We start from the raw sequence: 12,721 nt of genomic DNA, 5'->3' as shown, positions 1-12,721 counted from the left end.
ACGAGCCTAGGCGCGTGTGCGTCCGAGCCGCCGGAGTCCGTGGAATCCGCACCCCCGCTGCCGGCCGAAAATCGCTCTGCGCTGGGAGAATCCCGCGAACGACCTCTTGTTACCTGCGCGTCGCAAGGTGAAGGTTGTAACCTCGGCGATCGTGAGCAGCGACATCACCGCATCGGCGGTCTGGCGGAAACTGCACGATCACCACGCCTCTCTCGCCGGGCGGCATCTGCGTGAGTTCTTCGCCGAGGATCCCGAGCGTGGTCGTGAGCTGACCGTGCAGGTCGCCGACCTGCACATCGACTACTCCAAGCATCGGGTGACACGCGAAACCCTGGATCTGCTGGCCGAATTGGCGCAGACCGCCGGGGTCGAGCAGCGCCGCGACGCCATGTTCGCGGGCGAGCGCATCAACACCTCCGAGGACCGCTCGGTCGGGCACGTGTGGTTGCGCCGGCCCGTCGGCGAGCCGCTCACGGTGGACGGCCAGGACGTCGAGACCGACGTGCGCGAAGTGCTGCGGCGCATGGGCGAATTCACCGACCAGGTGCGCTCCGGGCAGTGGCGCGGCGCCACCGGCGAGCGCATCGCCACGGTCGTGAACATCGGCATCGGCGGCTCGGATCTGGGCCCGGCCATGGTGACGCTGGGCCTGCGGCACTACGCGGACGCGGGCATCTCGGCGCGGTTCGTCTCGAATGTCGATCCGTCGGATCTGGTGGCGAAGCTGGACGGCCTGAACCCGGCCACCACGCTGTTCATCGTCGCCTCCAAGACCTTCTCCACCCTGGAGACGCTCACCAATGCCACCGCGGCCCGCCGCTGGCTGGTGGCCGCGCTCGGCGAGGACGCTGTCGCAAAGCATTTCGTCGCGGTGTCCACCCACGCGCAGCGGGTGGCGGACTTCGGTATCGACACCGCCAACATGTTCGGCTTCTGGGACTGGGTCGGCGGCCGCTACTCGGTGGACTCGGCCATCGGCCTGTCGGTCATGGCGGTCATCGGCAAGGAGCGCTTCGCCGAGTTCCTGGCCGGAATGCATGCCGTGGACGAGCATTTCGCGAATGCGCCGCTGGCGGAGAACGGCCCGATCCTGCTCGGGCTGCTGGGCGTCTGGTACTCGAACTTCTTCGGCGCGCAGTCCCGCGCGGTGCTGCCGTACTCCAACGACCTGGCCCGTTTCCCGGCCTACCTGCAGCAGCTGACCATGGAGTCCAACGGCAAGTCCGTGCACGCCGACGGCACCCCGGTCACCACCTCCACGGGCGAGATCTTCTGGGGCGAGCACGGCACCAACGGCCAGCACGCCTTCTACCAGCTGCTGCACCAGGGCACCCGGCTGGTGCCCGCCGACTTCATCGGATTCGCCCGTCCTGTCAGCGATCTGCCCACCATGGACGGCTCGGGCAGCATGCACGACATCCTGATGAGCAACCTCTTCGCCCAGACCAAGGTGCTGGCCTTCGGCAAGACCGCCGAGGAGATCGCGGCCGAGGGCACAGCCCCGAATCTGGTGCCGCACAAGGTGATGCCCGGTAACCGGCCCTCCACGGCCATCCTGGCGCCGCAGCTGACCCCGTCGGTGCTGGGCCAGCTGATCGCCCTCTACGAGCACCAGGTGTTCACCGAGGGCGCGATCTGGGGCATCGACAGCTTCGACCAGTGGGGCGTGGAACTGGGCAAGCAGCAGGCGCTGGCCCTGGAGCCGCTACTGACCGCGGCGGAAGAGCCCGCGCCGCAATCGGATTCGTCCACCGACGCGCTGATCCGCTGGTACCGCTCCAACCGCAGTTGATCGGGCCCGGACCGCGCTGATCGGGCGTCACTCGTCGGCGCGGCCCGAGCAGAGCAGGTCGAGGGTATCGATCCGTCGCCGCCACCCGGTTTGACGCGGCGTGGCGGACGATGCCCCGCCGGCGTCCAGAATCGCCCGTACCGCAACGGGATCCAACCACCCCGACGTGACCTCGGCGCGCAGCGGCCGGACCCGCTCCGGGGCCGTCAGGGCCGCGCGATGGGGCCGGTCCGCCCGACGCCTCCGCGTCGTCGGCGATCTGCACGGTCCGCATGACGGGTTCGATCCGGTCGCCGGTCAGCCCGATTCCGCCGGGAGCCGCCCGGAACGCCGAAAGGCGCGCCCTGCCGGGCGCGCCTTTCGGATCGGGTTCGGTTGCGGGTCAGTCCCGTTCGGGGCCGAGCGAGATGCCGCGCGAGGCCAGCCAGGGCAGCGGGTCGATCTTGTCGACGCCGTTCAGCCAGACCTCGAAGTGGCAGTGCGGGCCGGTCGAGAAGCCGCGGTTACCGACGGTCGCGATCTGGTCGCCCGCCAGTACGCGCTGGCCCTGCGAGACGGTCGCGGTGTCGATGTGGCCGTAGATGGTGACGGTGCCGTCGTCGTGGAGCAGCCGGACCCACATGCCGAAACCGGAAGCGGGACCGGCCTCGAGCACGGTGGCGTCGGCCACCGCGTAGATCGGGGTGCCGATCGGGGCGGCGATGTCCACGCCCTGGTGGGCGACGCCCCAGCGGATGCCGAAGCCGGAGGTGAAGGTGCCGGCGGCGAACTTCGTCCACAGCGGCCGGTTCTTCGACGCCTCCTGGTTGGCCATGTCGGCGGCGAACTGCTTGCCCTTGGCCAGAATGTCGTTGAACTGGTCCAGGCTCGCGGGCGCGTTCGGGCTCACCACCTGGGGCGATCCGGGGGCGCCGTCGCCGACCACCGAGGTCGCAGCGACCTCCTTGACCTGGTTGGCGGCCTGGTAGTCGACATTGCTGTTGTCATGGCCCGTGGACTCGATGGTGGCCTGGCCCGCGGCCACGACCGCACCGGCGGCGACCGCGACGACCGCGGCGCGGCCCTTGAGCGCGGTGGGCGGGGCGGGTAGGCGGTGGGTGCCGCCGGAGCGGCGCTTGCCGCCGGAGCGGGTCGGGCGCGGCTCGTCGTAGTCGGCGTCGTGCTCGGCATCGGCTTCCCGCGCACTGCGATTCAGGCGGGCGCCGTCGCCGGAGAACTGGAGCTTCTCGCCGGACGCGGTCTTGAACGTGTAGACCGGCCGGTACTCGTCGGAGGGGGTCGGGTCCGCGGTCGGATCCCAGTTGGTCCGCGACTGCGGGGCCCAATCACTCGGATTCGGTGCGGCCCAGCCGTTCACGGTGGTCTGGGCGTTGTAGTCCCAGCTCGGTTCGGGCTGCCAGTCGGCGGATTCGTCCCACTGCGGGGACTCACCCCACTGCTGACCGCCGTTCCAGTCCGCATCGGAATTCCACTCGGAGCCGGAATCCCACTGCGTGTCGCCGTTCCAGGCCTGGGTGGCATCCCAGTCGCCGTGGGCGACCCCGCTGTGCGTCGGGGCGGGGGCATCGAAGGTGGTCGCGCCGCCGTAATTCTCTGCGTCCTCGCGATAGCGGTGTCCGCGGCTGGCGCGGGGCTGCGAGGGGAAGGGGCCGTCGCTCATTTGCGCCGGTCCGGAGAGTGCTGCGGGGCCGACAAGTCGCCTGCGGAGCGGCTCATTTCCTTGGGAGCGCTGTGCTGCGTCAAGCCTGCCGTCCTCCTGTCCGTGACCGGGTTGTGACATCGACCGCAACGACGGTAACGAAACGATTGCGGCTCAGCAAGCGATGGACTTGGTTCGACACGCTGCTGTGATATTGATCACGTTCCCAGCGGGAATGCGCTCACTGTGCTTCGGGTAACCGGGTGAGGTTTTTCAACGACACAACGTCGTAGCCAGTAGCACTGTCCGGGATTCGTGTGTCCCACCTGGCGCGGGGTCAACAAGCTACCGATGAGTAGCATTGACGAGGGCTTTTAGGACCGCGGAGACAGTACCGTGACCTGCGCCACTTAGGCTGTATGCGGCTGATTTCCGCTCCATGTGACTGATTAGAGTCCGAGCCAACCCGCCTCCGACGACGGGCCGCCAACCAAGACGTTGTCACAACAACGCAGACGAGACGGTGAGTACATGGATCTCTTCGAATATCAGGCGAAGGAACTCTTCGTGAAGCACGGAGTGCCTTCGTCGGAGGGCCGCGTCACGGACTCGGCCGAGGACGCCCGTGCGATCGCGGAAGAAATCGGCAAGCCGGTGATGATCAAGTCGCAGGTCAAAGTCGGTGGCCGCGGCAAGGCCGGTGGCGTGAAGTACGCCGCCACCCCCGACGACGCCTTCACCCACGCGAACAACATCCTGGGCCTGGACATCAAGGGCCACATCACCAAGAAGATCCTGGTTGCCGAGGCCAAGGACATCGCCTCGGAGTACTACATCTCCTTCCTGCTCGATCGCTCCAACCGCACCTACCTGGCCATGTGCTCGGTCGAGGGCGGCATGGAGATCGAGGAGGTGGCCGCCACCAAGCCGGACCGCCTGGCCAAGGTGCCGGTCGACGCCGTCAAGGGCGTGGACCTGGCCTTCGCCCGTTCCATCGCCGAGCAGGGCCACCTGCCCGCCGACATCCTCGACGCCGCCGCGGTGACCATCCAGAAGCTGTGGGAGGTGTTCATCAAGGAGGACGCGACCCTGGTCGAGGTCAACCCGCTGGTGCGTACCCCCAACGACGAGATCCTCGCCCTCGACGGCAAGGTGACCCTGGACGAGAACGCCGAGTTCCGCCACCCCGACCACGCCGAGTTCGCGGACATCGACGCCACCGACCCGCTCGAGCTCAAGGCCAAGCAGAACGACCTCAACTACGTGAAGCTCGACGGCGAGGTCGGCATCATCGGCAACGGCGCCGGCCTGGTCATGTCGACCCTGGACGTCGTGGCCTACGCCGGTGAGAACCACGGCGGCGTCAAGCCCGCCAACTTCCTCGACATCGGCGGTGGCGCTTCGGCCGCCGTCATGGCCGCGGGCCTGGACGTCATCCTCAACGACGAGCAGGTCAAGTCGGTGTTCGTGAACGTCTTCGGTGGCATCACCGCCTGTGACGCGGTCGCGAACGGCATCGTGCAGGCCCTGGAGATCCTGGGCGCCGAGGCCAACAAGCCGCTGGTCGTCCGCCTCGACGGCAACAAGGTCGAGGAGGGTCGCAAGATCCTCGTCGACGCCAACCACCCCCTGGTGACCCTCGCTCAGACCATGGACGAAGGCGCCGACAAGGCCGCCGAGCTGGCTGCGGCCAAGTAAGGACACGAACCAACATGTCTATCTTCCTGAACAAGGACAACAAGGTCATCGTCCAGGGCATCACCGGCGGCGAGGGCACCAAGCACACCGCCCTGATGCTGAAGGCGGGCACCAACGTGGTCGGCGGTGTGAACGCGCGCAAGGCGGGCACCACCGTCAAGCACGTCGACGCCCAGGGCAACGAGGTCGAGCTGCCGGTCTTCGCGACCGTCGCCGAGGCGATGGAGAAGACCGGCGCGGACACCTCCATCGCGTTCGTTCCCCCGGCCTTCTCGAAGGACGCCATCATCGAGGCCATCGACGCGGAGATCCCGCTGCTCGTGGTCATCACCGAGGGCATCCCGGTGCAGGACACCGCCTACGCGTGGGCCTACAACGTGGACAAGGGCAACAAGACCCGCATCATCGGCCCGAACTGCCCCGGCATCATCACCCCGGGTGAGTCGCTGGTCGGCATCACCCCGGCCAACATCACCGGCAAGGGCCCGATCGGCCTGGTCTCCAAGTCCGGCACCCTGACCTACCAGATGATGTACGAGCTGCGGGACTTCGGTTTCTCCACCGCCATCGGCATCGGCGGCGACCCGGTCATCGGCACCACCCACATCGACGCCATCGAGGCGTTCGAGAAGGACCCGGAGACCAAGCTCATCGTCATGATCGGCGAGATCGGCGGCGACGCCGAGGAGCGGGCCGCGGCCTACATCCAGGCCAACGTCAGCAAGCCGGTCGTCGGCTACGTCGCGGGCTTCACCGCGCCGGAGGGCAAGACCATGGGCCACGCCGGCGCCATCGTCTCCGGCTCCGCCGGTACCGCCCAGGCCAAGAAGGACGCCCTCGAGGCCGCGGGCGTGAAGGTCGGCAAGACCCCGTCCGAGACCGCCGCCCTGGCGCGCGAGATCCTCGAGAAGGCCAGCATCAGCGCCTGATGAGTTCTCGTGCCCCGCTTCCTGGCGGAAGCGGGGCACAGGGCGAGATCTGATTGGCTGAATACGAAGGCCGCCTGTCGAATTCGACAGGCGGCCTTCGTGATTCGCGGGACTGTGACGAACCTGGCCGGGGTGGGGTTTTCGGGTGCGACGGGCCGGGTAGGGCGGTCGTGTGCTGCGCCGATTCGGGTATTGCGGTCGGGCCACGGCTGGTGGTAGATGGTGCCCGCTGCCGTCGAGTGCAGTAGCGTCGGTGGAGGTTCGTGAACGACTCGATAGGAGACGACGACATGTCATACCCGACCGGGGGCTCGGGATACAACGCGCCCCAGCCGACGCCCTCCTCCGTACCCGGCTACGGCTCGCAGCCCACGGGCGCTCCTGCTGCCGGGTCGGGCACGTCGCCCGTTGGGGGCAAGGGCCTGCCGTTCTTCCTCGCCGTGGGCGTGGCCGCGCTCGGCGTCATCAACTTCCTGCTCGGCTTCGCGCCCTATATCGGCACCAAGGCCGTCGAGATCGGCAACACCCGGGTCGGCGGTGACACCAGCTTCAGCCTGTTCGAGAGCACCGGTTCCGCGGCGTTGGTGACGATCCTGCTGATCGCGGGTCTGCTGGCCGGCCTGTCGCTGCTGCCCAAGCAGAGCGGCAACACCGGCATCGTGGCGGCCGCCTCGTTCGGCGCGTTCCTGGGCATCCTGTTCGGCTCCTTCGACCTCGGCGACAGCGTGACGCTGAAGTGGGGCGGCTGGGTGATCCTGTTCCTGTCGTTCGTGCAGGCCGTGGTGGCCGTGCTGGCGCTGCTGTTCGAGCTCGGCATCGTGAAGGCGCCGGAGCCGAAACCGGCTGCGCCGCAGGGTGGTTACGGTCAGCAGCCGCAGCAGCCGTTCAGCTCCACCGGGCCGCAGTACCAGCAGCAGGCGTTCGGTCAGCAGCCCGGCTACGGTCAGCAGCCGTCGTTCGGTCAGCCGGCGGGGTACGGGCAGCAGCCGCAGCAGCAGTCCTACGGTCAGCCGGCCGGTTACGGTCAGCAGCCCGCGGGCTACGGCACCGGTTCCCAGCCGACCTACGGTCAGCAGCCGCCGTCCTACGGCCAGCAGCCCGCCCAGCCCGGTTACGGCCAGCAGTCGCCGTACGGCGCGCCGCAGCAGCCGGCCGGGAGTGCGGACGCGACCCAGCATTTCGGCGCTCAGCCGCAGCGCCCGGCGCAGCCCTTCGGCGGCGAGCAGGCGGCGGATCCGTCGGCGGACGCCACCCGGGCCTTCCGGCCGGGCCAGGACGACAAGTAGTTTCGCCTCCCGTCAGGAGCGGCCTCCGGTATGTCACCGGGGGCCGTTCTCTTTTGCCAGCGCGCCGGTCGTTCCGGCGCGCCTGACCCCACGGTTTCCGAGATGCTGCCACGCTGGATGTCCATGAATGCCCCCAGAACCGCCCTGGCTCGCCTGAGCGACCCCGATCGCCGGGAGCCGCCGCGGCCCGCGGTCCGGCGGCGCGGCGGGGGCGGCGGGGGTTTCGGATCGCTGACCCCGGAACGCGCCCGGGTGCTGATGCTGGTCGCCGCGCGCGCCTCGGCCATCACGCTGCTGGTGATCTTCGTGCTGGTGTACGCCACCCTGTTCGCGGCGGGCAGCGGGATGAGCGGTTCGTCGGGCGCCATCGCCGCGAGCTGGCTTGCGGTGCACCAGGTTCCGCTGGTGATCGGCAAGACCGGGATCGGGCTGTGGCCGCTGCTGCCGACCCTGCTGATGCTGTGGCTGGTGGCGCGGGACAGCGCGCAGGCGGCCGGGCCCGAGTGCGAGACCGCCGAGCTGGGCTGGGTGCTGGGCGCCGCGGTGGGCGGCCCGCTGCTGATCACCGCGGTGTGCCTCGCGGTGGCCGAGGACGCGGCGGCGGTGGTGTCGTTGCAGCCGCCGGACACCCTGGCCGCCTTCGCCTGGGTGCTCGGGCTGAATCTGCTGGCGGCGCTCGTGGGCATCGGTGCGCGGCGCTGGCGCGACTTCGCCGATCTGCTGCCGATTCCCTTGCCGGACTGGGTGGTTCCCGGTTTCCGGGCGGGGCTGCGGGCGGTGGGCCGCCTGCTGCTGGCGGCGACCGCGGTGACCGTGGTGTCGTTCCTGCTGCACTGGTCCCGCCTCGGCGAGACCTACCATGCGGCCGGAAACGCGGTCGGCGCACTGGGTTTGACGCTGCTGTCGCTGGCCTACCTGCCGAATGTCGCAGTCGACGCGGTGAGCGTGCTGGCCGGCGGGCAGGTACAGATCGGCCCGGGATCGTTGAGCCTGTTCGCGATTCAGGGCGCGCCGGTGCCCGCGGTGCCGGTGGCGGCCGCGGTGCCGTCGGGTCCGGTGGCGGTGTGGTGGCTGGTGCTGCTCCTGGCGCCCGCGGCGATCGGGGTGCTGTCGGGCCTGGACTGTGGTCGCACCTCGCATGATCGGGCGACCGCGCCCTGGGCGACGCTGACCGCCGCCGGGGTGGCGGCCGTCGTGGTGGCGCTGCTGGGCGTGGTGGCCGGGGGCGAGCTGGGCACCTTCGGCCGGATCGCGCCGAATGCGGTGGGCGCGGCGCTGGTGTTCGTCTGGCTGGCCGTCGCCGGATACGTGGGCATGCTGGGTGCCCGGTTCTTCGGCGGCCCGGCCGTGGTGGCCCCCGCAGCCTTCGACGATGCCTATGACGACGAGTACGAGTACGAGGACGACTACTACTACGCGGACGACGACGCCGAGTACGTGGACGACGACTACGACGATGACGAGTACGACGACTACGACGAGGATTTCGACGACGAGGCCGCCGCTCACGCCCGGCCCGGCGCCGGCCACGACGACGAGAGCCGCTGGTACGAGGAGCAGGATCTCGACGGCGCCCTCGACGCCGAACTGGTCGACGACCAGGACGAGCACGCCGCCGATGCCGCTGTGAAATCCACCGACAACACCGACATCGTCGACGCGGAAGTGGTAGAGGGAGACCTGCCGGACAAGTAGCAAGTGGACGGTCGTTAGGCTTGAGGCGGCGGGTTCGTTTCCGCCGTCCCCATCCCGCTCCGATCGACAGGGAGTAGTGCGCTGACGTCCACGCCCGCCCCGCAGCTGCCGCCGACCGCGCCCGCGAGCGTCGTGGTGCTGGCTTCCGGCACCGGATCCCTGTTGCGTTCGCTGCTGGAAGCGACGCAGCAGCCGGGTTATCCGGCCACCGTGGTCGCCGTCGGGGTGGATCGCGATTGCGCCGCCACCGAGCACGCCGAGGCCTTCGATGTCTCGTCGTTCAAGGTCGCGCTGCGCGATTTCCCGGACCGCGCCGCATGGGATGTCGCGCTCACCGAGGTGGTCGCCGCCTTCGAACCCGATCTGGTGGTGTCCGCGGGCTTCATGAAGATTCTCGGCCCCGCTTTCATGGACCGTTTCGGCGGTCGCATCATCAATACCCATCCCGCGCTGTTGCCCGCCTTCCCGGGCGCGCACGGGGTACGGGACGCGCTCGCCTACGGCGTGCGGGTGACCGGTTCCACCGTGCATCTGGTCGACACGGGTGTCGACACCGGGCCGATCCTGGCGCAGGAGGCGGTCACGGTGCTGCCCGATGACGACGAGGACACCCTGCACGAGCGCATCAAGGTCGTGGAGCGCCGGCTGCTGGCGGAGGTCGTCGCCGCTGTCGCTACCCGAGGCATTGTCTCCGATGGACGAAAGGCAGTTATCCCAGATGAGCGAGTTCTCCGGTGAGTGAACGCAAGCCGATCAAGCGGGCCCTCGTAAGCGTCTACGACAAGACCGGTCTGATCGAACTGGCCACCGGTCTGCACCGTGCGGGGGTGGAGCTGGTGTCGACCGGCTCGACCGCCGGCAAGATCGCCGACGCCGGCATTCCGGTCACCAAGGTCGAAGACCTGACCGGTTTCCCGGAGACCCTGGACGGCCGGGTCAAGACGCTGCACCCGCGGGTGCACGCCGGCATCCTGGCCGACACCCGCAAGGAGGAGCACGTCGACCAGCTCGTCGAGCTGGGTGTCGAGGCCTTCCAGCTCGTCGTGGTGAACCTGTACCCGTTCACCCAGACGGTCGCGTCCGGCGCGAGCGTCGACGAGTGCGTCGAGCAGATCGACATCGGCGGGCCGTCCATGGTGCGCGCCGCCGCCAAGAACCACCCGTCGGTCGCGGTCGTGGTGAACACCGGTGACTACGCCGATGTGATCGCCGCCGTGCAGCAGGGCGGTTTCACCCTGGCCGAGCGGACCGCGTTGGCCGCCAAGGCTTTCCAGCACACCGCCACCTACGATGTGGCCGTCGCCAGCTGGATGACCAGTGTGGCGGTCCCGGCCGTCGCGCCGGAACCCGAAGACGCGCAGCAGTTCCCGGAGTGGATCGGCGGCACCTGGCAGCGCGCGGACGTGCTGCGCTACGGCGAGAACCCGCATCAGGCGGCCGCGCTGTACACCAACCAGGGTGGCCCGGTCGGGCTGGCGCAGGCGCAGCAGTTGCACGGCAAGGAGATGTCGTACAACAACTACACCGACGCGGACGCCGCCTGGCGCGCCGCCTACGACTTCGACGAGCCGGCCGTGGCGGTCATCAAGCACGCGAACCCGTGCGGCATCGCGGTCGGCGCGGACATCGCCGAGGCGCACCGCAAGGCGCACGCCACCGACCCGGTCTCCGCGTACGGCGGCGTGATCGCGGCCAATCGTGAGGTCTCCGTGGAGATGGCCGAGCAGGTCGCCGACATCTTCACCGAGGTCATCGTGGCCCCGTCCTACGCCAATGGCGCGGTCGAGGTGTTGCAGCGCAAGAAGAACGTGCGCGTGCTGGTGGCCGAGCCGGCCCGGCGCAAGGGTGCGGAGCTGCGTCCGGTCAGTGGCGGTGTGCTGCTGCAGGAGCGCGACATCCTCGACGCCGCGGGTGACAGCGCCGCCAACTGGACGCTGGCCGCGGGTGAGGCTGCCGACGAGGCCACCCTGCGCGATCTCGAATTCGCCTGGCGCGCGTGCCGTGCCGTGAAGTCCAACGCCATCCTGCTGGCCGATGACGGCGCGGCCGTCGGTGTCGGCATGGGTCAGGTCAACCGGGTCGATTCCTGCAAGCTGGCGGTGGAGCGGGCCGGTGACCGCGCCAAGGGTTCGGTGGCGGCCTCGGACGCGTTCTTCCCGTTCTCGGACGGCCCGCAGATCCTGGTGGCCGCCGGCGTGCGCGCCATCGTGCACCCGGGCGGTTCGATCCGTGACAAGGACACCATCGAGCTGTGCCGTGAGGCCGGAGTGACCTTGTACCTGACCGGTTCCCGGCACTTCGCGCACTGAGCGTGAGCCCCCGCTGACGCGAGTCGTGCAGCGGGACAACAACATCGGGGCAGGGGCCCGGATCGTCCATCGATCCGGGCCCCTGTCGCGTGCGCGGACCGCCTCCGCCGCAGTGCCGGGAACTAGTTGGCGCTGAGGACTTTTCGATCACCCAGCGGGGACTTCAGCTGGATTTCGAGGGTGCCGAAGACGGCGATCATGGTGCACATCTTGCCGACCGCGTCGGGCAGGGTGCCGGACTTCAGGTCGACGGTGACGGTCGAGGAGGTTTCGGTGACGGTGGCGTTCACGCCGTAGCACTCGGGGGAGCCGATCTGGAAGTTGACCGCGATCCGGTCGGGTGCGACCCGGGTCCAGCTGTCGAACGAAATGCCGTGTGGGCTCACGATACTCGGATCCGCCGTGAAAGCCCGTCCGATCTGCCCGCTGGGCGCCTCGGTCGGCGTGGTCTTGGTGCTGGTCGCGGCGGCGCTGGTCTTCGATTGGTCGCCAGTGCTTTCCGTGCTTCCGCACGCCGTGATGGTGAGCCCGATCAGCGTGGCTGCGGCGGCAGCGATCAGGCGGCGTCCCCGTGTCCCGTACATGGCTGACACCCTAGTGTCCGCGACCGCACGGCAGGCGCACGCGCCGGATTCGGCCCCCTGGCGAATTTCTGGCGAAGACACGCCGAAATCTTCGCAGAACCGGCGCGTAACCGTGCGGTGACCGGCGCGGGATCGGTAGTGTCGTGACAGATGTGCGAATGCAGTTCCGCGCCATCGGCTTATCTCATGATCACCCCCTCCCGAAAGGACGCACCGTGGGCGACTCGTTGAAGGTCGGCGAAGAACTCGGTCGTGGAGAGGCGCTGCAAGGCGGTGCCTACACCCTGACTCTGCAAGATGATGGCAACCTGGTGCTGTCCGAACCGAGCGGCACTGTCGTGTGGGCCACCGGCACCAACGGCCAGGGCGTCGTCCGGGCCACCCTGCAAGACGACGGCAACTTCGTTCTCTACAAGGAGGACGGCGCCGCCTGGTCCACCGAGACCAATGGCAAGAACGTGGACCGTCTGGTCGTCCAGCCCGACCGCAATGTGGTGCTGTACGGCTCCGAAGGCGCCGTCTGGTCGTCGGGCACCAACACCGACAACCCGCTCCCCGCACCGGAGCCGGTCCAGGCCCAGGCCGCCGCGGTCGTCGAGGACGTGCCCCCGCCGCCGCCCGCCGCCCAGACCTACACCGTCGAGCCGGGTGACACCCTGTGGGCCATCGCCGAGCGCTTCTACGGCGACGGCAACCGCTACCAGGAGATCGCCAACGCCAGCGGCATCGACAACCCCGACCTCATCCAGCCCGGCCAGGTGCTGACCATCCCGTAAGGCGCGGCCCTGC

At 69.1% G+C, this 12,721-nt stretch carries 10 protein-coding genes; 8 read left to right on the top strand and 2 right to left on the bottom strand.

Annotated features, from left to right (window positions below; genetic code table 11):
- Window positions 1-151 precede the first annotated feature (151 nt).
- Complete coding sequence (gene pgi, locus ACFXIV_RS10445; protein WP_379397313.1) at window positions 152-1,792, top strand: glucose-6-phosphate isomerase; 1,641 nt, start codon at window positions 152-154, stop codon at window positions 1,790-1,792.
- A 382-nt stretch (window positions 1,793-2,174) separates the two neighbouring features.
- Here the strand turns inward: pgi and ACFXIV_RS10440 are convergent, their stop codons facing one another.
- The gene (locus ACFXIV_RS10440) at window positions 2,175-3,452 is read right to left on the bottom strand and encodes a M23 family metallopeptidase (protein ID WP_379397315.1); all 1,278 of its coding nucleotides are present in this window, start codon (window positions 3,450-3,452) and stop codon (window positions 2,175-2,177) included.
- Window positions 3,453-3,962: 510 nt separating this feature from the next.
- Here ACFXIV_RS10440 and sucC point away from each other — a divergent pair.
- The 6 genes from sucC to purH all read left to right on the top strand — a co-directional run bounded on the left by sucC (window position 3,963) and on the right by purH (window position 11,348).
- The gene (sucC, locus tag ACFXIV_RS10435) at window positions 3,963-5,129 is read left to right on the top strand and encodes an ADP-forming succinate--CoA ligase subunit beta (protein WP_379387302.1); all 1,167 of its coding nucleotides are present in this window, start codon (window positions 3,963-3,965) and stop codon (window positions 5,127-5,129) included.
- Window positions 5,130-5,143: 14 nt separating this feature from the next.
- Complete coding sequence (gene sucD, locus ACFXIV_RS10430; protein WP_379387303.1) at window positions 5,144-6,058, top strand: succinate--CoA ligase subunit alpha; 915 nt, start codon at window positions 5,144-5,146, stop codon at window positions 6,056-6,058.
- A 290-nt stretch (window positions 6,059-6,348) separates the two neighbouring features.
- Entirely contained in the window at window positions 6,349-7,344 is a 996-nt protein-coding gene (locus tag ACFXIV_RS10425; RefSeq protein ID WP_379397317.1) for a DUF5336 domain-containing protein, read from the top strand.
- Window positions 7,345-7,467: 123 nt separating this feature from the next.
- A complete protein-coding gene (locus ACFXIV_RS10420) occupies window positions 7,468-9,039 on the top strand; it encodes a DUF6350 family protein (protein WP_379397319.1) in 1,572 nt (523 codons plus the stop codon).
- Between the two features lie 105 nt (window positions 9,040-9,144).
- Window positions 9,145-9,777 (top strand): phosphoribosylglycinamide formyltransferase, encoded by a 633-nt coding sequence (gene purN, locus ACFXIV_RS10415; protein ID WP_379397730.1) that lies wholly within the window; start codon window positions 9,145-9,147, stop codon window positions 9,775-9,777.
- Complete coding sequence (purH, locus tag ACFXIV_RS10410; protein ID WP_379397321.1) at window positions 9,774-11,348, top strand: bifunctional phosphoribosylaminoimidazolecarboxamide formyltransferase/IMP cyclohydrolase; 1,575 nt, start codon at window positions 9,774-9,776, stop codon at window positions 11,346-11,348. The genes purN and purH overlap by 4 nt, the downstream gene beginning before the upstream one ends.
- 122 nt (window positions 11,349-11,470) lie before the next feature.
- Here the strand turns inward: purH and ACFXIV_RS10405 are convergent, their stop codons facing one another.
- Complete coding sequence (locus tag ACFXIV_RS10405; RefSeq protein ID WP_379397323.1) at window positions 11,471-11,932, bottom strand: hypothetical protein; 462 nt, start codon at window positions 11,930-11,932, stop codon at window positions 11,471-11,473.
- A 215-nt stretch (window positions 11,933-12,147) separates the two neighbouring features.
- Here ACFXIV_RS10405 and ACFXIV_RS10400 point away from each other — a divergent pair, with 215 nt between their 5' ends.
- A complete protein-coding gene (locus ACFXIV_RS10400; protein ID WP_379397325.1) occupies window positions 12,148-12,708 on the top strand; it encodes a LysM peptidoglycan-binding domain-containing protein in 561 nt (186 codons plus the stop codon).
- The last annotated feature ends 13 nt before the right edge of the window (window positions 12,709-12,721 follow it).

The sequence above is a fragment of the Nocardia sp. NPDC059236 genome, assembly GCF_042754085.1.
GTDB lineage: Bacteria > Actinomycetota > Actinomycetes > Mycobacteriales > Mycobacteriaceae > Nocardia.
This window is presented reverse-complemented; position numbering and strand designations above follow the sequence as displayed.